We start from the raw sequence: 21,641 nt of genomic DNA, 5'->3' as shown, positions 1-21,641 counted from the left end.
CGGACAACGTGGGAACCGTTCAGACGGGCACTCCGGGGTCGAAGTACTCCGGCGTACGGAACAGGCCGGCGAAGGTACCGGGGCCGTGCCGGTCGTCCAGCCACCCCGAGAGAGCCCCGGTCGCTCCGCTGATCACCGAGCGCAGGACAAGGGTGTGTAGGTCTTCCTGTTCCCCGGGAGCGAACTCGTCCAGGAACGACGCGTACCGCCAATTCACCCCCACTTCATAACGCCAGAGCGCCCCGGTGTAGCGCGAGACCTCGTCCGTGGACGCGTCGGCCGAAGCGGTCGACTCCTGCCCCGCCAGCGTTCCCGTCACGTCCCGGAACGCGAGCCGTCCCACCGCGTCCCCGGGTTCCTCCACCCCGACACGTGCCGCAGCCTCACGGGTGATGCGGCGGGCTTCCCTGTCGCACGCGCCCTCCATGACGACACCGAGATTGCGCGTGTGGGGCGCCCCCTTCGGGTCCGCAGCGGAGTACGTACGTCCCGAAGCGCGACGGAAGTTGATCCCGTACTGCGTCCGGACCAAGCGCCCGTCAACGTCCACGTACCGGCGGCGGGAGCCGTAGTGGAGGCAGTCATGCGCATAGGCCCGCAGCAGATCAAGTAGCGCCAAGTTCGCCCGCTCGGGAACGTCGCTCTCCAACGGACCGTGCATGGTGACCACCGCCACCATCTGCAAGTGCCGGTAACCCTGGTCGGGGTGGTGGAAGCCCCCGAACGCGCCGGGACGCGAGGACTCCGCTCCGACCAGCACCCGGTGTAGCGGGAGCATCTGGGAGAGTCCCAGTTCGGCGTATCGGTTCCACGCCATGTAGAAGCCGGCGTGGAAGACCCCCGTGTCCAGACCTGCCGCCTGCCATCGGGCCAGACGTTCCGTGGCGGTGCGGAACACGTGGTCGGGGTGGGCTGCGGTGAGGACGGCGGTGTCGGCCCGCAGGGAGGCCAGAGCCTCTGACGCCCGCGCGCCGACCACCGTTTCGTTCGGTGCCAGAGGGGCTACGACGGGGTGGTGCCCCTGATGAGCTGCCGGTGGGAGTCCTGCATCCCCTCCGGCAGGGAGTCCGGTTCGAACCACTGCGCCTCCAAGATCTCGAAGCCATCGATGGACAGCGTTCCTCCGGCGTGCAGTGCCTCGTAGGCGACCTCCACGCGGAGCTTGTAACCGCTCGTCACGCTCACCAGACGACCGGGCTTGACGATGAGTCCGGTCTCTTCCTTCACCTCCCGGACGATGGTCGCCGGGAACTCCTCGCCCTTGATCGCGTAGCCCGTGGGCAGTCCCCAAGGGCGCTCCGGCGGCCACATCCGGTGCTTGAGGAGGAGAACGCGCCCCTGGTCGTCGCGTACGACACCGGTGACGCCCACCATGAACTTGGCGTGGGCGAACCACAGGACGCGCCACTGCAACGGGCCCCGGATGAGCCGCCAGAGCCGGGCCACAACACGCTTCATGAGCAAGCCTTTCGAGGGGAACAGGTCCGCAGGGTTACCGGATACGGCACCAACCTGTCAGACCGTGAGCGGGTCACGTCCGCTCTGTGAAACCGACGCGCGCCCCGTCATTCCGCGAGGACGGCAACGACCAGAGCGAGCAGCAGGAGAGCAGCGGTCACCGTGACGGCCACGGCTTCCTTCACTCACGGGTCACCAGCGCCACGTACTCCAGCGTCACGGCGAAGACGGTGTGGCCCGTCGTGACCGTGTGCGCTTCACACCCACCCGACGACACGTCGGCCGGTGTCGGCTCCGACTCCCAAGCACACCCGCCGCCCAGGCAGCGAGCCGTCATGGTGACTTCGGACTCCCGCCCGGGATGCTTGGCCATGCGGTAGACCGGGACCGCGACAGCCGGCGCCGTAGTCACGGAGCACACTCCCTGATCGTCAACTTCGGTTCTTCATGCGGGTGATTACATATCTCGACGCGGTAGTCCGCAGCCGCCGACTCGTCGCGCACGCGGACGCTGTACCGCTCTCCCTCCGCCGCGAGTGCACATATCGTGCAGCCCGGGACGGGTACGGCGGGCGGGACCGACGTCATCGGAAGGGTGATCGGGGACTCGGCGTAGGTCCGTGTTCTGTCGGTCCTCACTCGGGCATCCCCGGGGTCCCGCTCCGGATGGCTCGGCGCATCCCGTTCTCCTCCGAGACCCGCGCCATGAGGGCGACCAGTACGGGCGAGTCTTCGGTGGCGCCGGTCGGCACGGCCTGGTCGTGCCCGGCGTCGTCGATCCGGTCTCCGTCGGGCACCTGCGGGCGGTCCGCACTCGTTACCGGGTCTGCCGGGGGGCCATTCATCACGGCTCACCTCCTTTACGGGAACGGCTCGTTCCCGCCATGCGCTGATCTCTTGCGTACGAAGAGCAAACCGCGAAGCACGCTTGAACCGGTACCGTTACGGGGAGGGCAAACCATAAGACTCATAAGCGCCGGGGGTTGTCGTGCCCAGAGCTTCCGAACGACCGCGCAATGAAGGTCTCTGCACCCTCCTTGAACAGGCGGGATACTCGGAAACGAAGTTCGCCCATGCCGTGAACCGAGTTGCTGCCGAAGCCGGTCTGACGGTGGACTACCGCCAACCTTCCGTTTCGCAGTGGAAGCAGGGCGGGCAGCCGAAACCCCAGATCAGACCCGTGATCATTGCCGTTCTGGAACGGAAGCTAGGGCGCCCGGTCTCTTACGCGGAAGCGGGCTTGCAGCGGCCTGCCGGGGTAGCTGCCGATCCCGGGCGTGCCACCGTGGATTCTCTTATCGACCTCGGGAAGGAAGATATGGACCCGTCCCGCCGTAAGCTGCTCACGACGACTCTGTACTCCGCCGCCCTCACCGTTCCGGCCTTCTCCGCGCTGACGACCACGGCGCACGCAGAGGACCAGGGAAGGCTCACCAGGCCCACGGGCCGCATCGGTCAAGGTGAGGTCGAGACCGTCCGACGGATGACGGACAAGATCGCCGACATTCTCGATGATCTCGGCGGCGGGCACGCCCGCCCGATGGCATCGGCGTTCCTCGTCAACACTGTTGGCGGGTACCTGCGCGCGGCGGCTCCGGACGCCGTACACCGGGACATGCTCTCCGCCGCGTCGGATCTCGTCTACCTCACCGGGTGGATGGCGATGTACGAGCGCGCCCACGGTCTGGGGCAGACCTACTACCTGCACGCTCTCGATCTCGCTCGGGAGTCCGGCGACCAGCTCACGTACTGCCGGACCCTGCGCGGGATGAGCTTGCAGGCATCGCACCTGCGCTACGGCCGGCGAGCCCTGGAGTTCGCGGACTCTGCGGCGGAGGCGGCTCCGACCGGCGCGGCCGGTCCCCGTCTCGTGGCGTTCCTGCGGGGTCAGCAAGCCCACGCCTCCGCCATGGTCGGCGACCGGCGGACGGCCGTCGTTCGACTCCGGGAGGCAGAAACCGCGCTCTCGCGGGCGGACTCGCGGCGCGACGCCGTGGGGGGCTACGACCGTGCCGCGTTCCTGTTCCACGTCTCGCACGTCCACTACGAGGGGCGGGACCTGGAGGGTTCGATCAAGGCACTCAAGTCCTCCATCCGGGTCATGTCCCCTTCGGAGCGTCAAGGCCGACTCCACGCGCACGCGGTGCTGGCACAGCGGCAGCACGAACACGGGCACCTGGAAGAGTCGTGCCGTACGTGGGGGCGCTTCCTGGACGACTACGAAGTGCTCTCCACCGCGCGCGGCGACGAGCATTTCGGCAAGCTTCGGGCACTCACGATGCCGCGCAATTCTTCCGTCGTTCGGGAACTTCACGAGCGCGTGCGCGAAGTCGCCAAGCTCAAGGCCGCGTGAATTTCTGAACGCAGAAAGCCCCGCCAGCCTCACGAAAGAGGACTGGCGGGGCGATCAGCATTCCGCGAAAACGCTCAAATGAGCCATGCGAAAAAAACGCCTCCCTGCCGTGCTTCCAGGGCTCGGGGAGGGGGTCACCCCCTGGTCGGGGGGGGCGGGCAAGCGAGGACGGACACGCTCGGCAGCCCATCCGCCCGGCTGGTGCTTCGCGGTCTCACGCGAGTGACACGACGTGCACAGCGGACGAAGCCGATGCCACGCGTCCGGGTCGGACACGCCACGTGCGACCAGCGAGCGACGCGACTCCGGGAAGTGGTCAGCCACCGTCGCCGGCTTCGTGCACAGCACGCACCACGGATGGGCGTAGAGGTAGCGGCGCCGGATGTTCGGCCACCGTCGCCCGTACGCGCTCGTCCCCGGTGTCTCCCGCAGTGCGTTCGCCTCACGCTCGTGAGCGGCACAGCGGCCACCACGGGCCGTCAGCTCAGGGCACCCGGGTACCGAGCAAGGGGGGCGGGGTCTACGCGGCATGGGTACCTCCAAAAGCGGAGTCGTTCACCCGATGGGGTACGTGCACCAGACGACAGAAGGTGATGGGATTGGCGTGTTGCGTAACCATCGGAGAAAGATGTCGGAGACGACTGACGTACAGAGAAAGGCAGGGCACCGTGTCGCACGACGACTCCACCCCCGCGACTCCGGCCACGCTGAGTCTCGTAGAACGCGATGGCGTGACCGTCATCGAGGCGTCAGGGGGAACACTGCTCCCCGAGCGCCTGATCGTGGTTGATGCCAGCGGCAATACCGTCGCGGTGTACGAAGGCTCCACACCCACGCATTCCCGGGGCTTGCTCGACAAGGTCTTTGGGAATCGATTCGATTACACGCTCGACGAGGGAGTCAGGTAACCCACACGCTCGCCGACTTCACCCGGTCCCTGAGTACTCCACGAGCTCTTCAGACCGTCCCGGACCCGGAGCCAAGATCTTCGCGGGACGCCCTTAGCGAAGCAGGACTCTCCCCGTCCGCACCGTGCGCGGGGAACCGAACTCCGTGCTCGTCTTGAGCTGGTGACACCCCCGGCACAGCACTTGAACGTTGCCGTCCGTGTCGGTCCCTCCCATCGAGAGGGGCCGCACATGGTCCACGTCCACGTCCGCCGCGGGGAAGTCGCCTAGGCACCAGTCGCACCACGCGGAGCCCCGTGCGTCGATACGGCTCCGGAGCCGGGCCGCAGCAGCGTTCCGGGCCGCTCGTCGTTGTGTCTGGGCGCTCGCCGGCCGAAGGATCGGACACAGCGGGGGCTGCGCAAGGTGGCACAGCCCCCGTGCTCTGCCTTACGACCCCTGCACTACGCGGGGGTCGTTCCCTTCGGCGGGACGGTCGGCGGATCGATAGGCGAGCCATCCGGTAGACGCGGCGTGACATCCACGATCACGACGCCGCCAGGGTTGACAGGATCGCGCATGGCCTGGACGCCGCGCGGCATCACGGTTCCCCCTTTCAGTATCGAGCCCGTGTCGGACCAGAGCGGCCGTCCCTGCGCATCGCGAGGGAAGTACGGGTAATCCCCCTCCGGGCCGGGGTCCAGCGCGTCAACAGCCATCGTCAGTCCTGTTCAGCAACGAAGGCTTCGCGCTGCGCGTCCAGTTCCTCGGAGAACTTGGCTCCCAGCGCTGCGGCCTGCTTCTCTACTGCCCGCTGGATCTCGTCCAGGATCTCGGCGTCATACCAGCGCTGTTCAGGCACCGTCACCACCTCGCGCAGCGCCGTCTGGGCACGCTGCGCCTCAGTGAGAACGTGCCCTCGCTTGTAGCGGGCAGATCGGTACTCGACGTACGCCGCGAACCACGGCTCCGCGGAAAGAGCATCGAGGAACCGCGCATGGGCGTCATCGCCGGAGTTCGCGGCTTCGTCCGCACGGTCCCGCCATGTGGCAACCACGTTGCGGTTGTACTCCCCCTCTCGTTCGTTGCGGCGTGCTGTTTCTGCTTCCCGCGCAGCGTCCAACTGAGCCTGCGCGTCAGCAAGCGGGCCGGACAGCTTCTCCGCCTGCGCACGCAGCTTCGCCACCCGCTCGGCAGCCTTCTCAATCTCGGTAGCCATACTCACTTACCCCCGTTGGTCACATCGCGGCCGTGCTCGGCAGCCAGCTTCTTGTCCTGCTCGTAGTAGCCGAGACTCATCCGCACGGTCGGGCTCAGACGGTCGAACGTCCCGGGGTTCGACACCTTGAGCGCAGCCAGCTCCTCCATGCGCTCATCCCGCTTCCAGGCATCCGCCTGGATCTGTCCCTTGTTCCGCGGACCGTCCAGAAATCCCGCTCCACTCAAAATCGCGCTCATGGTCTATCTCTCCTGTCTTCTGCCGATCTGCGGCGCTACCGCCACCGAACCCGCTTGCTTCGCGGGGTGCTAGTGGGTTGTAGGGCCCAGAGGATTCCCGCGGCTCCCTGCGGTGCACAGCAGTCCGCTTTCACTATGTAATAGGGAGCAACGGATTCCCGCGTCCCTCGGGAGCTGTCGTCGGGCCCACTTCCGGAAGTAGTAGGGACGGGCAGATTCCCTCATCGACGGGACATGACGGGATGGCGTTTCGATGCACGGTTTGGTTTTCTCCTTATTTTTTCTTGTGCATACGAAAAAATAGTCTGAACCGTCATACCGTCATGGCTCGGCCCGCTGGTCGGCCCCGTGTGGGGGGGGCACAGCAAAGCCCCGGCGGTCCGCGAGGGACTACCGGGGCTCGGCTCGGTCGGTACGGCCGTCCGCTCACGCAGCCGTGAGCACTCGTTCTTCGCTCGTCTCCGGGAACCGTACGGCGCTGCCGGGGGCCGGGGGCGCTTCGTGTCGGCGCTCGGCTTCCTGGTCTCCAGCCGTGTCGGTGACGGCTTCCGCGGCGGGGTCCAAGTCTCCGCGCATGGTGAAGTCCACTCGGCGTGTGTCCAGCTTCCGCCACCCGCCACGGGTGCCGCGCCGCACATCGAGACGAACGCCCGCTTCGGTGAGCATGGCTCGCCGGCCCGCGGTGTCCTTCTCGGCCCACTCGTCGGCGAACGTGCGGCCGGTCGGGGTGACGACTCGGCTCGGCTCTACCTTCTCGGCGGCTTCCAGCAGAGCTATGCGGGCATCTAGCGCGTCCGCGCGGCGCTGCCACTCGGCGGCCGCGTGCTTGGACTTCTGCCGCCCCTTCTGTTCCTGGTGCTCGGCGAACTCGGCGACCGTGGCAAGCAACTCCGGCTCGGGGTCGTAACCCGGGATCTCAACCACATGCTTGGTCTGGATCGGGCCGACCAACCGCAGGAACTCGGCGGTCACGTACTCGTCCGCCCAGTCCGCGCGGATGTTGGAGGGCGCTTCGCAGACGTCTCCCCGGGCGTGGCTGTTGCACTTGTAGTTGCCGCCCTTGCCTTCCTGCTTGCTGAGGTACATGCGGCCCCCGCACGCATCGCAGTGGATCACGCGCAACAGCAGCGCGTCCGTGTCGTGCCGCTCGCGGTTGTCGATGCTGCGGGAGTCGAGCACGGCGACGATCGCGTCGAACTCCGCGCGGGTCATGATCGGCTGTTCGGTCTGCATGACCGGGTTGCCCTCGGTGTCCCGCACGGGCTTGCCCTGGTGCATCTTCCAGCCGAGCAGCGATTCGTTGCGCAGCATCCGCGTGATGACGGCGGGGGTCCACTTGAAAACCGACCGAACGACGGGCGTCCCCTTGGCCCCGCCGGTCCTCCCGCCCTTCTCGCGCTTCATCTTCACGGCCCAGTGATCACGAGGGCTCGGAATCCCGTCTGCGTTGAGACCCGCAGCGATGGCCGAGACGGTCAGGCCGTCGAACAGCTCCCGGACGATCCGTTCGATGACCTCCACGGCGTCCGGGTCGGGGACGAGCGTCCACCCGATTCCGCCGTGCTCGGTAGGCATCGGAGCAGGCATGTAGCCGTACGAGGGGCGCCCACCACCGCGCCATCGAAGCGGCATCCTCCGGATGGCCCCCAGGGCACCCGTAACGCGATCCTTGATGCTCTGCGACTCGACCTGTGCGGCAAAGGCGAGCATGAGCATCATGAGTTCGCTCATGGGGTCCATGGGGTTACGGAAATCCAGAACCATCGGGCCCCCGCCGATGCCCTCGGCGAACAGCAACACCTTTCGGTGCTTCCTCGCCCACTCGGCAAGGTTCTGCATGTCGCTCATGGACCGGATGGCGCGGTCGAAGCGCCACCACACCAACACGTCGAAGTCGTCCGGTCGGGCGAGCCAAGCCCCAAGGGCGGGACGGTCGAACGGGGACACCTTGGACGCGGACACGTCCAAGTCCACCGCTTCACGGAGCTGGTCACCCTCGCCGAAGCTGATGTTGTGCGCGGCTGCCGCTATGTCGTCGGCCTCGCGCTGCCGCTCGGGGCTGGTGGTCTCATCGGTGAGTACGGACAGACGGACACACCGCACGCCCCGAAGGGTCTCGGTGTAGACCGTGCCCGCAAGAGGATTCAGGGGTTCACGAGTAAGGGTGTTCATGCTCCTTGTAGGGAGCAAGGAATTCCCGGAAGCATCCTTGACCAGCACCGACGTACCCACGGCAACACTCCAGAACTACTAGTTCCGTGTGTTGGGAGACCCCGAGGGGAACGAGTTCTGCGTGCAGTGAGCGGGTGCGTGCATGCGGTCGACGGAGCCCGTACGCCCCCGGAGGCGTACGGGCTCCGGCTCACAGGGCGAGCAGCGCCCCGTGGGCCACGTCCGGCACGCCCGGGTCCCGGAGCGGTCGCAGGGCGAGCCGCATCAGGGCGAGGGCGTTGTCGTCGCCGGCGATCCGGTTGGCGCTCAGCTCCCCGCAGGACCGGCACTCGTGGACGAGCAGCCACTCCCCGTCGGGCCGCACGGAGACGCTGAGCGGCACCATCCGGCCCCGGCAGGCGGCAGCCCGGTCTCCGGGGACGCGGCCGTCCACGTGCAGGCTGGCCAGACAGTGCGGGCAGTGGTTGCGGTGCGCCGTGCCGGGGGCGGTCAGCGGCACGACGAGCCGGCAGCCGACGCACCGGAAGTCCTGCTCCCGGTGGCCGCTCCGCTGCCCGTGCAGGACGTCCTTGCGCCGCTGGACGCGGCGGCGGTCGTCGGTACGCGTGCGGCGGGCCATGTCACAGGTCCCCGAACGCTTCGAGCGGGAACGGCGGCTGGGCCAGTGGCCGTACCGCCATCCGCATCAGGATGAGCCGGTTGTCGTCCTCGGCGACAGGGCTGGAGGTCAGCTCGTCGCAGCGCACGCAGCGGTGGACGATCATCCAGTCCCCGGTCCGCAGCACGGCGATGGAGATCGGCGTCATCCGCGCCTCGCAGTCGCTCGGCCCGCCCTCGACGTGGTCGTGGACGTGCCGGGAGTGCAGGCAGGACGGGCAGTGGTTGCGCCGCTGTCCGCCGGCGGCGTGGGCGTGGACGGTGAGTCCGCACCACACGCAGGTGAAGGTGTCGATGGTGATGGTCACCCGGAGGCTCCTTGCTGAGGAATCGTCACTGACAGCAGGAGTCGGCCGAGCGGGCCTCGCGGGGGGGGCGGCGCCGGGTTCTAGGCGGCGGCGGTGGGGCCGGTGCGATGCGCGCTCGGCGCGGGCCGGGTCATAGAGCACCCTCTCGATGGGCCCGGTGGGGCCCGGTCGTACGGCGGACGGTTCGGGCCCGACAGTAGACAGCCCGCCGCGCCCGCCGCCACCGTTTTTCCGACGAGGACCACCGGGTCGGGCCACCGGCGCCGGGTCGGACTACGGCCGCAGGACCGGACTACGGCCGCCGGACCGGACTACGGACGCCGAGCCGAACCACGGACGCCGAGCCGGGCTACGGACGCCGGACCTCGAAGAGGAAGCAGCCGTACTCGACGGCCCTGACGTGCACGAGCGCGGTCGCCGGGTCGGCGAAGGCGTCCGCGAACGCCGCCTCCAGGCCGGGGAGTTCGACGAGCCGACCGCCGAGGATCCGCCCGTCGGCGCCGTACCGGCGGACGGTCCGGCGGGCCCCCGCGTGCTCGAAGGGATACCCCTCGCCGCCGTCGGGGCCCGCGCACTCCTCCGCGTGCACGAAGACCGGGCCGACCTCGTCGTACGCCCCCGGTTCCGCGCCGGTGGCGGCGGCCCACCGGCGCAGCGGCGCGTACGAGACGAGCGCGATCCGCTCCCCCGCGCGGGCCCGCCGCAGACAGCAGCGCAGCGGCTCGCCGCCCTCCGGCGCGGTGAACGGGCGGCAGGGCCGCCCGGCGTCGTCGGCGGTCCGGAGGCCGGCGAGTACGGCGGGCCCGACGGCCCGGGGCGTGAAGAGGCTCATGCGACCAGGGTCGGCCGGAACCCCCCGTCCCGCTGGCGGGATTCGGACCACACGCTCGGGACGGGACGCGCCGGGGTCAGCGCAGGGCGAGCGCGACGATCTGGGTGACCGCGTCCGCGGCGAAGTTGTCGTCGCTGACGAGGATCAGCGTCCGCTCGCCGGAGGGCAGGACGGGGCCCCAGGTCATGCCCTCGGTGTTGTCGACGGTGGAGAGGCCGAGGGTGTGGAAGTCCGCGACGAGCGTCTTCCGCATGGGGCGGACGGGCTGTCCGGCCAGGGAGTCCACGGCCCGCACGTCGGTGGCGCCGCGCGTGGTGGCGTCGTACAGGCGGACCTTGTACCCGGAGCCGGCGACCCAGGTGCGTTCGAGGACGAGGTAGCGGTTCGGGTCGTCGGGGAAGGCGAGGAGGGACGGGACGCCGGTGTCGGGGCCCCACGGGCTGGTCGGGTCGGACTCGGCGAAGATCTTCTCGATCGGGTACGCGAACTGGCCGAGGACCCGGCCGGCGCGGGTCTGCCGCGTGACGCGGACGAGCGCGCCGTGCGTCGTGTCCGGCACCGGCCCGTCCTGGACGAGCGGGCCCTCGATCGCGCTGGTCACCACGGAGCCGCGGGCGCCGAAGGTGAGGGCTTCGACGGCCTGGTTGCGGCGCGGTCCGCTGTCGGGCGTGATCGTGTAGTTCTCCGGCAGCCGCAGCGAGCCGCGGTGGCTGCCGTCGGGGGCGGAGATCTCGATGGACGGCTGGATGACCGGCGGGCCGGCGACGGCCGGGCGGTCGCCCTCCTGGCCCCACCAGTAGCGGCAGGTGAGCGGGTCGACGCGGATCTCCTCCGGGTCGATGGCCTTGCCGTCGTTCAGGGCGGGCGACGGGTAGACCGTTCCGTCCGGCTGGAGGAAGGGGCGGGTCGCGGTGAAGTCGACGGAGTGGACGCCTCCGGCGTCGACGTCGAGTTCGGCGGTGTAGAAGCGCGCGGGCTGGAGGAACGAGCGGTCGTCGCTGATGAAGACGTAGGCGCCGGTGCAGCGGTCGCGGTCGATGCCGGAGAGGCCGCCGACCGTGGTGCCCTGGAAGTCGAGCTTGTGCGGGACGATCTTCTCGCCGAGCAGGCGGGCCTGCACCGCGCGCTTCGACTCGGGTGCGGGGCCGCCGGGTTGGGGTGCGGCGGCCACGACGGGGGCGAGCGTGGACGTCAGGAGCACGGCCGCGACGCAGGCGCGGCGGATCAGGGAGGAGCTCATGCGGATGATCATTTCCCGGTCCGCACCGGCCCCACAGTCACCCACGCGAGTGGTCCTCCCGGCCGCCCGGTCCGACGATCGGACGGTCGGACGGTCGGACGGTCGGAAGGGCGGACGACCGGCTCGACTACCGCGTCCCGCCCACGGGTTCGATGCGGCGGCGCAGCAGACAGAACTCGTGGCCCTCCGGGTCGGCGAGGACGTACCAGCTCTCCTCCCCCGTCTGCCCGACGTCGGCCGGTACGGCGCCGAGCGCGAGCAGCCGCTCCAGTTCGGCGTCCTGGTCGCGGTCGGTGGCGCTGACGTCGATGTGCAACCGGAGCTTGCCGGTGCGGGGTTCGGCGGAGGGGCTGAGGACGAGGGTGGGCTGCGGGCCGCCGAAGCCGGCGCCGGGCGGCCCGATCTCGATGCTCCCGTCGTCCTCCCGGTTCAGCTCGACGTAGCCGAGGACGCCGCTCCAGAAGGCGGCGAGGCGCTCGGGGTCGGCACAGTCGAGGACCAGTTCACTGATGCGGCATGCCATGCGGGACAGCGTAGTGAGACGTCAGAGCCCGGCGGCGATCCCGGCCAGGACACGCGCGAGTTCGCGGGGGCGGGTGGTCATCGGCCAGTGGCCCGAGTCGAGGTCGGCGTAGGTGAGGCGGCGGGCGCGGGCGAGTTCGGGGCTCTCGCCGGCGGCGATCCACTCCCGCGCCTGCTCCGGGCCGAATTCGGGGCAGACGAGCACGGTGGGGACGTCGAAGCGGCGTGCGTCGGTCAGCCGGACCACGCCCCTGGCGACCCCTGCGGGGACGGGGACGGCGGCGGAGGCGAAGCGGTCCCGGGCGGGTTCGTCCAGGTCGGCGGCGTCCGGGCCCTCGAAGGGGGCCCAGCCGGGGAAGGCCATGACCCCGTCCTCGACCGGGAAGAAGTCGGCGTACGGCGTCCCGTCGGCGGCCGGGAAGCCGCCGATCAGCGCGACCCCGGAGGGCTTCCCGGGCCGCGCGTCGGCGGCCGCCCAGGCCAGGCTCGCCGCCGCCGAGTGGCCGACGACCAGCGGCTTCCCGTGCGCCGCGTCGACGGCCGCGAGGACGGCGTCCAGCTGGTCGGCCAGGGTCGCGGAGGTGTCGCCGTCGCCCTGGCCGGGGAGGGCGACCGGCACGGGGCGGTGGCCGAGGGCGGTGAGCTCGGGCACGACGTCGTCCCAGGCGGAGGCGGGGAGCCAGAGGCCGGCGATGAGCAGGATGTCCACGGTGGTTCTCCCTCGGCGGGCGGGGCGGTGCGTCCGGACCGGCACGCTAGCGGGCGGGTGTGACAACGCGATCCGGCCCCGTCCTCACCCGTCCAGCCTGATCGCGTTCTTGGCGCGCTCGACGGACTCCTCGGAGGCCGGACCGCCGGGGTTCTCGGTGGCCAGGGCCTGGTTGAGCTCGGCGAAGGGCCGCATCCGCTCCTCGTAGGAGGCGTAGGCGGCGAGGTGGTCGCCGTCGTGCAGGGCGAGGGATTCGGCCAGGACGTACGCGCCGACCAGGGCGAGGCTGGTGCCCTGCCCGGAGAGCGGGGAGGGGCAGTAGCCGGCGTCGCCGAGCAGGGTCACCCGGCCGCGCGACCACCCGTCCATGCGGATCTGCGCCATGGCGTCGCAGTAGAAGTCGGGGGCCTCGCGGGCGGCCTCGGCCAGCCGCGCGCCCTCCCAGCCCAGCGCGCCGAGCCTCGAGACGACCGTGCGCCGCAGGGCGTCGCCGGTGCGCGAGGCGGGGGCGAGCGGTGCGGACTCGAAGCCGAAGGCGATCCTCAGCTCGGTGTTGTCGCGCACGGGCATGATGCCGAAGCCGGCGTCCCCGTCCCGCAGCCACACCTGCCAGTCCTCCAGGGCGAGGAAGTTGTCCGTGCCGAAGACGGAGAGGTAGCTGCCCAGGTGGTGGGCGTAGCGCTCCTCCGGACCGAAGGCGAGGCGCCGCACGGTGGAGTGGAGGCCGTCGGCGCCGACGACGAGGTCGAAGCGGCGGGACGGGCCGTGCGCGAAGTCGGCGCGCACGCCCGCCTCGTCCTCCTCCAGGGCGGTGAGGCCGTCGCCGAAGACGTACTCGACCTCGGCGCGGGTGTGCTCGTACGCCATCCGCACCAGGTCCTCGCGCAGGACCTCGATGTCCTCGCTGTCGAGCCGGCCGCTGCTGAAGGTGGCCTCCGTGGAGCGGTGGACCTCGTTCCCGTACGGGTCGAGGACGGACATGCCGCGCATCCGGGTCCGTACGGCGCGCGCCCGGTCCAGGAGGCCCGTGCGCGCCATGACGTCGAGGGCGACGCCCCGGACGTCGACGGCCTGGCCGCCGGCCCGCGGGGCGGGGGCGCGCTCCACGACGGTGGGCTCGAAGCCCCGGCGGCGCAGCCAGTGGGCGAGGACGGGGCCGGCGATGCCGCCGCCGGAGATGAGCACGGTCTTGCTGGTCTTCATGGGGAGCTCCTTGGGTGATTCGTACGGTGTACGCGTCTGAACGTACGTCGTACGCGCAGCCCCTTCAACAGCTCAATTCCCGCCCTGTACTAGCTCAGAACCCCTCCCTCCCGACATCGCCACTGCTACCCTCTGCCCTAGTACAGGCCAGAGAGGGAGCGATAGTGACCCAGATCACACATCCATCGGGCGACCCGCCCTACCTCCGCATCGTCGGCGAGTTCCGGCGGCGCATCGCGGCCGGCGAACTCGCTCCCGGGGACCGGCTCCCCTCGACCCGCCGGATCGCCGAGGAGTGGGGCGTGGCCCTGGCCACCGCCACCAAGGCCCTGACCACCCTCCGCCTGGAGGGCCTGGTGGAGGCCCTCCCCCGGGTCGGCACGATCGTCGCGGAACCGGCCGCCGCCGCCCCCGCCCCCGCCGCGCGGCAGCAGACCCCCCGTACGCGGGAACAGGAACTGACCCTCGACCGGATCGTCCGCACCGCCGTCGAGATGGCGGACGCCGAAGGACTGACGGCGCTCTCCATGCGCGGGGTCGCGGCCCGGCTCGGCGTCGCCCCGATGTCGACCTACCGGTACGTGCCGAGCAAGGAGGAGCTGGTCCTCCTCATGGCGGACGCGGCGTTCGGCGAGGAGTCGTACCCCGCCGACGCGCCGGAGGGCTGGCGGCCCCGCGTCGAGCTGGGCGCGCGGACGATGTGGCGCCTGTACCGGAGGCACCCGTGGCTGGCGCAGCTCGGCTCGCTCAGCCGGCCGCTGCTCGTCCCCCGCCTGCTCGTCCACGGCGAGTGGATCCTGGCCGCCCTCGACGGCCACGGGCTGGCGCCCACGGAGCTGTTCGACATCCACGTGCTGATCTACAGCCACGTCCAGGGCCTCGCCGTCCACCTGGAGCGCGAGGCGCACGCCGAGGCGGCCACCGGCCAGTCCGAGGACCAGTGGATGGACAGCCGCGCCCCCGACCTCCGGGCCCTCTCGGAGTCCGGCCGCTTCCCGGCGTTCACCAAGGTGGTCGGCGGCTTCGAGAACGGCTACGACCTGGACCTCGACGCCCTCTTCGAACGCGGCCTCAGGGCCCTCCTCGACGGCCTGACCCCCGTCGTCGAGGGGGGCGCGCCGGCGTGACCCCCACACCTCGCCTCGCCACCGAACGCCTGGTGCTGCGGCGCTGGCGGGCGGCCGACCTCGCGCCGATGGCCGCGATCAACGCCGACCCCGAGGTCATGCGCTGGATCGGCGACGGCTCAACCCGCGACGAGGCGGCGACCCTGGCGGGCATCGAGGCGGCGGAACTCCTGTGGGAGGAAAGGGGGTTCGGGCTGTTCGCCGTGGAGGAGCGCGCCACCGGCCGGTTCGCCGGCTTCACCGGTCTCGCCGTCCCGCACTTCCTCCCGGAGCTGCTGCCCGCCGTCGAGATCGGCTGGCGTCTCGACCGCGCCTGCTGGGGCCGGGGCCTCGCCACGGAGGCGGCGCGGGCGGTCCTCGCGTACGGCTTCGAGCGCTGCGGCCTCGACCGGATCGTGAGCGTCGCGCAGACCGGCAACGACGCCTCGCTTCGGGTCATGGCGAAGCTCGGCATGCGACGGTGGCGCGAGACCGTGGACCCCGGCTCCGCCCGCCCGGTCCAGGTCCACGTCGCCACGGCGCCTTGACCTCAAGCAAAGTTCAGGTCCTACCGTCGTCGTGACCCGTCAGGCAGAGGAATGGCAGGAGGACGTCATGGGTGGGACGCGCGAGGAGTACACGCGGGAGGAGCTGGCGGCTCAGCCCGTCGGCGCGTGGGCCGGGCTCGCCGCCCGGCTGGTGGTCGGGGCCCTGCGGGAGCAGCTGGCGGTGGAGGACCTGACCCAGCCGCACTGGTGGACGCTGAACCACGTGGGCGGGAAGCCGGGCGTGTGGAACCGTACGACGCTGGTGGAGCTGCTGGCGCCGTGGGACGACCGCAGGACCGACTTCGACGCCGTCTTCGACGACCTGGTCGCGCGGGGCTGGCTGACCGAGGACGCAGGCCGGATGACCCTGACCGAGGAGGGCGAGGCCGGTCGCGTACGGGCGAGGGAGCGCAACGCGCGCGTCCGCGAACGGGCCCACCAGGACGTCTCCGACGCCGACTTCGCGACCACGATCGACGTCCTGCGCCGCATGGTCGCCAACATGGGCGGCGACGGCGACCTCCCCCGGTGACTCAGGCCCCGTCCTCACCGAAGCGGTAGACCTCCAGGCAGTAGTCGAAGCCGGACGCCTCGAAGAGGTCCACGTCCTCGCGGCGCGTGTACGCCTCCAGGCCGGCGGCGACGTGCCAGCGCGCGCCGTCGTACCAGAAGACGCCGCCCGCGTAGTGGATCGTCCGGCCGGTGGCGGGGTCGGTGAGGTTCAGCGACTCGTAGTTCTCGGGGCGGTCGCGGACGAGGGAGACGAGGGGCTCCGGGACGCCGTCGTAGAAGGACTCCTGGAGCGCGTAGTCCTCCTCGGCGTAGAGGTTCAGCTCCGACTCGTGGTCGAAGGTCAGGAGCATCGCCCGGCCGTCGTCGGCGAAGTACCAGACGGCGGACTGCCCGCCCCCGTCGTTCCAGGCGAGCCGCCGCGCGCCGGGCACCGTCACCGGCTCGATCCCGGCCCGCTCGTCCACGAGCTCCGCGCGGCGCCGCACCTCCGGGAGGGGCGTCGCCGCGAGGGCGTCCCATGTCGTGTTCTTCATGCCGTCACGGTACCCAGCGCCTCTGACAGCCCGGTGTGACAGCCCCGTGACTGCGGCCCGTCAGACGGGCTGGGTGGCGAAGACGAAGAAGCCGTCGCTGGTACGGACGACGGCGTGGCCGTCCGTCGTGAACGCGGGCATGTTCTCGATGTCCTGGGCCAGCAGCTTCTTGTCGTCGGCGTCCAGCGCGGCTCCCGCGCCGTCCAGGTGGGCGTAGAGCACGCCGTTGCCCGGGAGGGCGACCGGCCTGATCGACACCTCGTCGTCGGCCTGGCGCCACAGCTCCTTGCCGGTCTCCGTGTTCCAGGCGACCGCTCCGCCGCCGTACTGCGTCACGGCCGTCTTGCCGTCCGGGGCGACGGCGCTGCCGTCGTCGTCGATCGTGACGGTGACCTCGGCCGCCGGGCCCTCGGCCAGCCGGCGCCCGCTCTTGAGGTCGACCACGGTCATGACCACCTCGGAGGCCCCGTACAGGGACCATTCGAGGAGGGCCTTGTCGCCCTGGAAGGGCATCAGCCGCGCGCTGGTCGCCTTCTCCTTCGTGACCTTCCCGGCGAGCGCCGCCGGCGGCGGGAGGGTCTTGGTGTTCCACACCTTGGCGTCGGTACGGACGTCCTTCACGGTCAGCCACTCCGCGGAGGGCTGGAAGGAGATGTCCTGCTCGGAGGAGTAGCCGAAGCCGGGGCCGACCGCGTTCTCCAGGTCGACGGCGGACTCGGTCTCCACCGGCGCCCCGCCGCCGATCGGCGTGAACGTGGTGCCGGAGCTGCTGCTCTCCACGAGGTGGCCGTTCCGGAGCGGGGTGGACATGTGGTCCTCCCCCTCGAAGGAGGAGCTGCCCAGCTTCGCGCCGGACGGCGCGTACATGGTCAGCTCGGCCTTGGTGGTCGCCTTCTTCAGGCCGTCCGCCGGGGTCTCGATCAGCTTGCGGACCAGCACGGCCGGCGAACCGTCCGTCCACTCGCCCACCTGCACGAGGGCCCTCGTCGGGTCGTACGTGGACCCCTCGTCGTCCGGGTCCGGCAGCTCGAACTTCGCCCGCTCCTGGCCCGTCTTCGCGTCGAGGAGCCGGGCGACGAGCATCTCCTTGTCCGCCTCGCCGCTGTAGGAGGTGAGGATGACGGCGTCCCCGACCGTGCAGACGTCGCCGCTCGCCGTCTCCTTCTCGGACGCCCGGCCCACGCAGTTCCCGGCCTCGTCGGAGGACAGGCTCCAGGCCGGCTTCGCGGCGAGCCCGGGCACCGGCTTGTCCTGGTAGACGGGCTCCTTCGGCGCGGCGGAGGCGGAATCGGTGGCCGTGCCGGTGGCGGTGGCCGTGGCCGTCTCCGCGCCCCCGGCGGCCTTCGGGTCGGCGTCCCCGCCGCCGGAGCAGCCGGTCACGAGAGCCGTGGACAGCACCAGACCCAGCGCTGCCGTCGTCGTACGTATGTGATGGCGATTCAACTTGCGTCCCCGTTTCCCTCTTAGCGTGTGCACGCCCAACGGGTGAGCATACTTCGGACATGATCATGCCCATCGCGAGCACCCGCGCCCCAGAGGGCCGGGCCTGAGGCCGCGACCGGCCCGTGGCAGGCGCGCGGCGCATGATTCGGGCTCCGGCGGTCGGCATGCGTCACCATGGTCCGCCGGACGGGAGAAACGGTCCTGGCGATACGGGGAACCATCGAGCCGGGAAACCGGTGAGCCGGTCAGGGAGGAGAGGTGGGGTACGTGGAGCGGAGCGAGGACGAGATCCTGGCCGAGGGGCTTGCCGCTCTCGGCGGAGGCGGCGGGGGCGGGGTCCTGGTCCGGATGGTGGCCAGGCTGATGGGGAAGAACGTCCACGAGATCGACCTGCTCGTTCCCCTGGACTTCGACGACACGGTGAGGCGCGTCTCCGGTGTGCTCGCGAGGACGGGCCGCGCCGTCGGGCCCCCTCGGGTCCACCCCGGTGAGGCCGCGACCCTCCGCATCGTCACGGGCGGCGGCGCCGGTGGTCTGAATCCCGTGGTGGTGACCGTGCGGGTGCGGAGGTCCGGGGCGGGCGGCTCGGAGGTCCTGCTCCGTGCGGCCGCCAAGGAGGGTCTGATCAGGCAGCGAGCCGGGGAGAGGACGGCCGTCCGTCTCGCCGTGGAGCTGAGCAGGGCGACGGGAGCCGACACGGCGGGCGGATCCTCACCCGCCTGACCGCTTTCGCACGGAGGCCGGGCCCGCCTCCTCTCCTCACCCGCCTGACCGCTTTCGCACGGAGGCCGGGCCCGCCGCCTCCTCCTTCGGCCGCGACACGCGGACCACGAGCAGGAGCACCACGCCACAGGCGGCGACCAGGAACCAGCCGGGGCGGGACGCCCGCGCGAGCCCCGACGGGCTCGCGCCCGCGACCAGGCCACCGGCGAGGGCGATACCGAGCGCGGAGCCGAGCTGCCGCGCGGTGGAGGTGATCGCCCCGGCGACCCCGGCGCGGGCGGGCGGCAGTCCGTTGACGGCGGTGTTGGTGATCGGCGCGTTGGCGAAGCCGAACCCGACGCCGATGAGGAGGTACGCGGCCAGGAGCAGCGGCACGGGCGTGTGCGGGGTGAGCCCGACCAGGAGGAGCCCGCCGGCCGTGAGGAACCCGCCGGCGAGCAGCAGCGGCGGTCGCGGCCCCGTCCGGCCGACCATGCGCCCGGACCAGGGGGCGCAGAGGGTCGCGCCGACGGCCAGGGGCAGGGTCGCCGCACCTGCGGCCAGGGGCGTCCATCCCCGGGTCTGCTGGAGATAGAGGGTGTTCAGGAGCAGCGTCACGCTGAGGGCGACGAAGACCGCCACCGCGCCCACGACGGCGCCGCTGAAGACCGGGCGGCCGAAGAGCCGCAGGTCCATCAGCGGTTCGGGCCGGCGGGACTCGACCCTGACGAATCCGGCCGCCGCCACGACGGCTCCCGCGTATCCCGCCAGCGCCGCCGGCGACGTCCAGCCGATGCGCGGCCCCTCGATGAGGACGCCGACCACCACCGCGAGGACCACGGTCAGCAGGACCTGGCCAGGCAGGTCGAGCCGTCGGGCCCGGGGTGCCCGGGACTCCGGCACGTACACCGCGCTCAGCAGCAGGGCGACCGCGACGACGGGGACGTTGATCCAGAACAGCGCCCGCCAGTCGAGCCCCGCGAGCAGCGCGCCGCCGACGACGGGCCCGGCGGCCATGCTCAGGCCGAAGACCGACGCCCAGACGCCGATGGCCCGCGCCCGCTCCTTGGGGTCGGGCATCGCGTTCACCACGATGGCGAGCGCCACGGGGCTGAGCATCGAGCCGCCGACGCCCTGGAGGGCGCGGGCCGCGACGAGGACGCCCGCCGACGGGGCGAAGGCGCAGAGCAGCGAGGCCGCGCCGAAGACGACCAGTCCCCACTGGAAGACCCGGCGCCGCCCGAAGCGGTCCGCCAGCGCGCCGGAGGAGATCAGCAGAGCCGCCAGGACGAGGGTGTAGGCGTCCACGATCCATTCGAGACCGCGCGTGTCGGCGCCCAGGCCCCGCCCGATGGCGGGCAGGCCCACGTTGACGACGGTGGTGTCCAGGCCCACCAGGAACATGCTCAGGCAGCAGACCGCCAGGACGGTCCAGCGTCCGCGCGCACTCGGCGCGGGGGGAACGGGGTGTGCGGTCGCGACCACGGTCGACCTCCGACGTCCGGGAACAAGGCCCGGCCAGGCTCGGCCCGGCCGGCCGCCGAGGCCCACCGTTCTTGCGAAGACCGCAAGAACGCGCCCCCCGGACGCCAGGTCCGTGAACACTGGCTCCATGACCACAGGATCCGCACAGACGGGCTCCGGGGACGCCGAGCTGGAGCTGATCCTCGACGCCATCGGGCCCCGGCTCCGCCGACTCCGCCGGGACCGGGGCCTCACGCTCGACGCGCTCGCCGCCACGACGGGCATCTCGGTCAGCACGCTGTCCCGGGTGGAGTCGGGCGTACGACGTCCCACCCTGGACCTGCTGATCCCGCTCGCGCGGGCGCACCGCGTCGCACTCGACCAGCTGGTGGCCGCACCGGCCAGCGGCGACCCCCGGGTCCACCTCAGGCCGCTGCGCAAGGAGCGCGGCAGCGTCCTCGTGCCCCTGACGCAGTACCCGGGCCGGGTGCGGGTCTTCAAGCAGGTCCTGGCCCCGCGCGAGCCGGAACTGGTCACGCACGAGGGCTACGAATGGCTCTACGTCCTCGCCGGCCGGCTCCGTCTCGTCCTCGGGGAGCGGGACGTCACGCTGCGGCCCGGCGAGGTGGCCGAGTTCGACACCACGGAGCCGCACTGGTTCGGCCCCGCCGACGCGAACGCGGTGGAGATCCTGCACCTGTTCGGCCCCCGAGGAGACCAGGCCGTCGTCCGCGCCGGCCCGTCCACGCCCGCCGCGCCACCGCCGTCCTGAAAGGCGGTGCGCTCAGGCCGGCTTGCGCCATACGGAGACGTGCTTGGCCGAGTCCTGGGTGAAGGGGGCCCCGTCCCAGTCCGCGACGCGGCGTTCCAGGTCGAGCCCGGCGATCCGCGCCATCAGGTCGAGCTCCGCGGGCCAGGCGTACCGGTGCCGGGAGCTCCCCCGGCGGTAGCGGCCGTCGTCGCCGTCGCGGGTGAGGTGGTGCGAGACGAGCACCTGCTCGACCAGGTCGAAGGTGTCGAAACCGAGATGCGCCTCGGAGACGTCGAACGGCACCGCGACCTGCCCGGGCGGCAGGAAGCGGAGCGGCGGCACGCCCAGCTCGATGACGAACCGCCCGCCGGGCTCCAGGTGCCGGGCGGCGTTGCGGAAGCACTCGACCTGCTCGTCCTGCGTGAGCAGGTTCGTGATCGTGTTGTAGACGAGATAGACCACGGTGAAGCGACCGGGAACGACGGTGGTGGCCATGTCCCCGATGACCACCGGGAGCGTGTCCTCGTCGGCCTTGCGGCGCAGCACCGCCGCCATGTGCTCGGACAGCTCGATGCCGACCACCGGCACGCCCCGCTCCCGGAGCGGGACACCCACGCGCCCGGTCCCGATGGCGAACTCCAGCGCCCTCCCCTGGCCTGCGAGTTCGGCGAGGAAGTCCAGGGTCGGCCGGAGAGCGGCGGCCGAGGAAGACGCGGCCTCCTCGGCGTCGTAGCGTTCGGCGGTCGCGCGGCCCCACAGTTCGCTGCTCGTCATGGGCGGCC

At 71.2% G+C, this 21,641-nt stretch carries 27 protein-coding genes; 7 read left to right on the top strand and 20 right to left on the bottom strand.

Annotation, left to right across the window (positions count from 1 at the left end; translation table 11 throughout):
* Positions 1-19: 19 nt before the first annotated feature.
* The 4 genes from ACIGHB_RS04830 to ACIGHB_RS04815 all read right to left on the bottom strand — a co-directional run bounded on the left by ACIGHB_RS04830 (position 20) and on the right by ACIGHB_RS04815 (position 2,255).
* The gene (locus ACIGHB_RS04830; protein WP_399909576.1) at positions 20-898 is read right to left on the bottom strand and encodes a hypothetical protein; all 879 of its coding nucleotides are present in this window, start codon (positions 896-898) and stop codon (positions 20-22) included.
* 104 nt (positions 899-1,002) lie between these two features.
* Positions 1,003-1,458 carry an NUDIX domain-containing protein gene (locus tag ACIGHB_RS04825; protein ID WP_383623264.1) on the bottom strand — a complete coding sequence of 152 codons (456 nt, stop codon included), beginning with the start codon at positions 1,456-1,458 and terminating at the stop codon, positions 1,003-1,005.
* Between the two features lie 181 nt (positions 1,459-1,639).
* Positions 1,640-1,831, bottom strand: a complete 192-nt coding sequence (locus tag ACIGHB_RS04820) for a hypothetical protein (RefSeq protein ID WP_399909574.1) — start codon at positions 1,829-1,831, stop codon at positions 1,640-1,642.
* A gap of 262 nt (positions 1,832-2,093) precedes the next feature.
* Entirely contained in the window at positions 2,094-2,255 is a 162-nt protein-coding gene (locus ACIGHB_RS04815) for a hypothetical protein (protein ID WP_399909572.1), read from the bottom strand.
* A 191-nt stretch (positions 2,256-2,446) separates the two neighbouring features.
* Here ACIGHB_RS04815 and ACIGHB_RS04810 point away from each other — a divergent pair, with 191 nt between their 5' ends.
* On the top strand, positions 2,447-3,811 hold the full coding sequence (locus ACIGHB_RS04810; protein ID WP_399909570.1) for a hypothetical protein: 1,365 nt from the start codon (positions 2,447-2,449) through the stop codon (positions 3,809-3,811).
* A 668-nt stretch (positions 3,812-4,479) separates the two neighbouring features.
* Positions 4,480-4,719, top strand: coding sequence for a hypothetical protein (locus ACIGHB_RS04805; RefSeq protein WP_399909568.1), 240 nt, complete (start codon positions 4,480-4,482; stop codon positions 4,717-4,719).
* Positions 4,720-4,812: 93 nt separating this feature from the next.
* Here ACIGHB_RS04805 and ACIGHB_RS04800 read toward each other — a convergent pair whose 3' ends face one another.
* From ACIGHB_RS04800 to ACIGHB_RS04745, 12 genes are all read right to left on the bottom strand, one after another.
* Positions 4,813-5,025 carry an HNH endonuclease gene (locus ACIGHB_RS04800; protein ID WP_399910436.1) on the bottom strand — a complete coding sequence of 71 codons (213 nt, stop codon included), beginning with the start codon at positions 5,023-5,025 and terminating at the stop codon, positions 4,813-4,815.
* A gap of 137 nt (positions 5,026-5,162) precedes the next feature.
* Entirely contained in the window at positions 5,163-5,417 is a 255-nt protein-coding gene (locus tag ACIGHB_RS04795) for a hypothetical protein (RefSeq protein ID WP_399909566.1), read from the bottom strand.
* 2 nt (positions 5,418-5,419) lie between these two features.
* Positions 5,420-5,917 carry a hypothetical protein gene (locus ACIGHB_RS04790; protein ID WP_399909565.1) on the bottom strand — a complete coding sequence of 166 codons (498 nt, stop codon included), beginning with the start codon at positions 5,915-5,917 and terminating at the stop codon, positions 5,420-5,422.
* 2 nt (positions 5,918-5,919) lie between these two features.
* Entirely contained in the window at positions 5,920-6,156 is a 237-nt protein-coding gene (locus ACIGHB_RS04785; protein ID WP_399909563.1) for a hypothetical protein, read from the bottom strand.
* A 426-nt stretch (positions 6,157-6,582) separates the two neighbouring features.
* The gene (locus ACIGHB_RS04780; protein ID WP_399909562.1) at positions 6,583-8,328 is read right to left on the bottom strand and encodes a recombinase family protein; all 1,746 of its coding nucleotides are present in this window, start codon (positions 8,326-8,328) and stop codon (positions 6,583-6,585) included.
* Between the two features lie 190 nt (positions 8,329-8,518).
* Complete coding sequence (locus ACIGHB_RS04775) at positions 8,519-8,947, bottom strand: RNHCP domain-containing protein (protein ID WP_399909560.1); 429 nt, start codon at positions 8,945-8,947, stop codon at positions 8,519-8,521.
* 1 nt (position 8,948) lies between these two features.
* Positions 8,949-9,293, bottom strand: coding sequence for an RNHCP domain-containing protein (locus ACIGHB_RS04770; protein WP_388866675.1), 345 nt, complete (start codon positions 9,291-9,293; stop codon positions 8,949-8,951).
* A gap of 349 nt (positions 9,294-9,642) precedes the next feature.
* Positions 9,643-10,125 (bottom strand): DUF1203 domain-containing protein, encoded by a 483-nt coding sequence (locus ACIGHB_RS04765; RefSeq protein ID WP_399909558.1) that lies wholly within the window; start codon positions 10,123-10,125, stop codon positions 9,643-9,645.
* A 76-nt stretch (positions 10,126-10,201) separates the two neighbouring features.
* Positions 10,202-11,365 (bottom strand): esterase-like activity of phytase family protein, encoded by a 1,164-nt coding sequence (locus ACIGHB_RS04760; protein WP_399909556.1) that lies wholly within the window; start codon positions 11,363-11,365, stop codon positions 10,202-10,204.
* 127 nt (positions 11,366-11,492) lie between these two features.
* Positions 11,493-11,888: a VOC family protein gene (locus tag ACIGHB_RS04755; RefSeq protein ID WP_399909554.1), complete on the bottom strand. Its 396-nt coding sequence runs from the start codon at positions 11,886-11,888 to the stop codon at positions 11,493-11,495.
* Positions 11,889-11,909: 21 nt separating this feature from the next.
* The gene (locus tag ACIGHB_RS04750; RefSeq protein WP_360310485.1) at positions 11,910-12,596 is read right to left on the bottom strand and encodes an alpha/beta fold hydrolase; all 687 of its coding nucleotides are present in this window, start codon (positions 12,594-12,596) and stop codon (positions 11,910-11,912) included.
* Positions 12,597-12,680: 84 nt separating this feature from the next.
* Positions 12,681-13,799 carry an FAD-dependent monooxygenase gene (locus ACIGHB_RS04745; RefSeq protein WP_399909551.1) on the bottom strand — a complete coding sequence of 373 codons (1,119 nt, stop codon included), beginning with the start codon at positions 13,797-13,799 and terminating at the stop codon, positions 12,681-12,683.
* Between the two features lie 164 nt (positions 13,800-13,963).
* Between ACIGHB_RS04745 and ACIGHB_RS04740 the strand changes: the two genes are divergently transcribed.
* The 3 genes from ACIGHB_RS04740 to ACIGHB_RS04730 all read left to right on the top strand — a co-directional run bounded on the left by ACIGHB_RS04740 (position 13,964) and on the right by ACIGHB_RS04730 (position 15,985).
* Positions 13,964-14,926 carry a TetR/AcrR family transcriptional regulator C-terminal domain-containing protein gene (locus ACIGHB_RS04740; protein WP_399909550.1) on the top strand — a complete coding sequence of 321 codons (963 nt, stop codon included), beginning with the start codon at positions 13,964-13,966 and terminating at the stop codon, positions 14,924-14,926.
* Positions 14,923-15,453: a GNAT family N-acetyltransferase gene (locus ACIGHB_RS04735; protein ID WP_399909548.1), complete on the top strand. Its 531-nt coding sequence runs from the start codon at positions 14,923-14,925 to the stop codon at positions 15,451-15,453. The genes ACIGHB_RS04740 and ACIGHB_RS04735 overlap by 4 nt, the downstream gene beginning before the upstream one ends.
* 67 nt (positions 15,454-15,520) lie before the next feature.
* Entirely contained in the window at positions 15,521-15,985 is a 465-nt protein-coding gene (locus ACIGHB_RS04730; RefSeq protein ID WP_399910433.1) for a MarR family transcriptional regulator, read from the top strand.
* 1 nt (position 15,986) lies between these two features.
* On the opposite strand, the gene ACIGHB_RS04725 is transcribed toward ACIGHB_RS04730, so the two are convergent.
* Both ACIGHB_RS04725 and ACIGHB_RS04720 read right to left on the bottom strand, forming a co-directional pair.
* Positions 15,987-16,499 (bottom strand): hypothetical protein, encoded by a 513-nt coding sequence (locus ACIGHB_RS04725; RefSeq protein WP_399909546.1) that lies wholly within the window; start codon positions 16,497-16,499, stop codon positions 15,987-15,989.
* 60 nt (positions 16,500-16,559) lie between these two features.
* Positions 16,560-17,897, bottom strand: coding sequence for a hypothetical protein (locus ACIGHB_RS04720; protein WP_399909544.1), 1,338 nt, complete (start codon positions 17,895-17,897; stop codon positions 16,560-16,562).
* A 312-nt stretch (positions 17,898-18,209) separates the two neighbouring features.
* On the opposite strand from ACIGHB_RS04720, the gene ACIGHB_RS04715 reads away from it, so the two are divergent.
* On the top strand, positions 18,210-18,665 hold the full coding sequence (locus ACIGHB_RS04715; protein WP_399909542.1) for a hypothetical protein: 456 nt from the start codon (positions 18,210-18,212) through the stop codon (positions 18,663-18,665).
* Between the two features lie 36 nt (positions 18,666-18,701).
* Here the strand turns inward: ACIGHB_RS04715 and ACIGHB_RS04710 are convergent, their stop codons facing one another.
* Positions 18,702-20,129 carry an MFS transporter gene (locus ACIGHB_RS04710; protein WP_399909540.1) on the bottom strand — a complete coding sequence of 476 codons (1,428 nt, stop codon included), beginning with the start codon at positions 20,127-20,129 and terminating at the stop codon, positions 18,702-18,704.
* Positions 20,130-20,256: 127 nt separating this feature from the next.
* On the opposite strand from ACIGHB_RS04710, the gene ACIGHB_RS04705 reads away from it, so the two are divergent.
* Positions 20,257-20,880 (top strand): XRE family transcriptional regulator, encoded by a 624-nt coding sequence (locus tag ACIGHB_RS04705; protein WP_360310467.1) that lies wholly within the window; start codon positions 20,257-20,259, stop codon positions 20,878-20,880.
* A 12-nt stretch (positions 20,881-20,892) separates the two neighbouring features.
* On the opposite strand, the gene ACIGHB_RS04700 is transcribed toward ACIGHB_RS04705, so the two are convergent.
* A complete protein-coding gene (locus ACIGHB_RS04700; protein ID WP_399909538.1) occupies positions 20,893-21,633 on the bottom strand; it encodes a class I SAM-dependent DNA methyltransferase in 741 nt (246 codons plus the stop codon).
* Positions 21,634-21,641: the final 8 nt, after the last annotated feature.

The organism is Streptomyces sp. NPDC085460 (genome assembly GCF_044541975.1).
Lineage (GTDB): Bacteria > Actinomycetota > Actinomycetes > Streptomycetales > Streptomycetaceae > Streptomyces.
This window is presented reverse-complemented; position numbering and strand designations above follow the sequence as displayed.

Excerpts from the sequence above, each read along its gene's own strand:
- ACIGHB_RS04825 (WP_383623264.1), bottom strand. The coding sequence starts at position 1,458 with ATGAAGCGTGTTGTGGCCCGGCTCTGGCGGCTCATCCGGGGCCCGTTG.
- ACIGHB_RS04820 (WP_399909574.1), bottom strand. The coding sequence starts at position 1,831 with ATGGCCAAGCATCCCGGGCGGGAGTCCGAAGTCACCATGACGGCTCGC.
- ACIGHB_RS04795 (WP_399909566.1), bottom strand. The coding sequence starts at position 5,417 with ATGGCTGTTGACGCGCTGGACCCCGGCCCGGAGGGGGATTACCCGTAC.
- ACIGHB_RS04790 (WP_399909565.1), bottom strand. The coding sequence starts at position 5,917 with ATGGCTACCGAGATTGAGAAGGCTGCCGAGCGGGTGGCGAAGCTGCGT.
- ACIGHB_RS04785 (WP_399909563.1), bottom strand. The coding sequence starts at position 6,156 with ATGAGCGCGATTTTGAGTGGAGCGGGATTTCTGGACGGTCCGCGGAAC.
- ACIGHB_RS04780 (WP_399909562.1), bottom strand. The coding sequence starts at position 8,328 with ATGAACACCCTTACTCGTGAACCCCTGAATCCTCTTGCGGGCACGGTC.
- ACIGHB_RS04775 (WP_399909560.1), bottom strand. The coding sequence starts at position 8,947 with ATGGCCCGCCGCACGCGTACCGACGACCGCCGCCGCGTCCAGCGGCGC.
- ACIGHB_RS04765 (WP_399909558.1), bottom strand. The coding sequence starts at position 10,125 with ATGAGCCTCTTCACGCCCCGGGCCGTCGGGCCCGCCGTACTCGCCGGC.
- ACIGHB_RS04760 (WP_399909556.1), bottom strand. The coding sequence starts at position 11,365 with ATGAGCTCCTCCCTGATCCGCCGCGCCTGCGTCGCGGCCGTGCTCCTG.
- ACIGHB_RS04755 (WP_399909554.1), bottom strand. The coding sequence starts at position 11,888 with ATGGCATGCCGCATCAGTGAACTGGTCCTCGACTGTGCCGACCCCGAG.
- ACIGHB_RS04745 (WP_399909551.1), bottom strand. The coding sequence starts at position 13,799 with ATGAAGACCAGCAAGACCGTGCTCATCTCCGGCGGCGGCATCGCCGGC.
- ACIGHB_RS04730 (WP_399910433.1), top strand. The coding sequence starts at position 15,521 with ATGGGTGGGACGCGCGAGGAGTACACGCGGGAGGAGCTGGCGGCTCAG.
- ACIGHB_RS04725 (WP_399909546.1), bottom strand. The coding sequence starts at position 16,499 with ATGAAGAACACGACATGGGACGCCCTCGCGGCGACGCCCCTCCCGGAG.
- ACIGHB_RS04705 (WP_360310467.1), top strand. The coding sequence starts at position 20,257 with ATGACCACAGGATCCGCACAGACGGGCTCCGGGGACGCCGAGCTGGAG.
- ACIGHB_RS04700 (WP_399909538.1), bottom strand. The coding sequence starts at position 21,633 with ATGACGAGCAGCGAACTGTGGGGCCGCGCGACCGCCGAACGCTACGAC.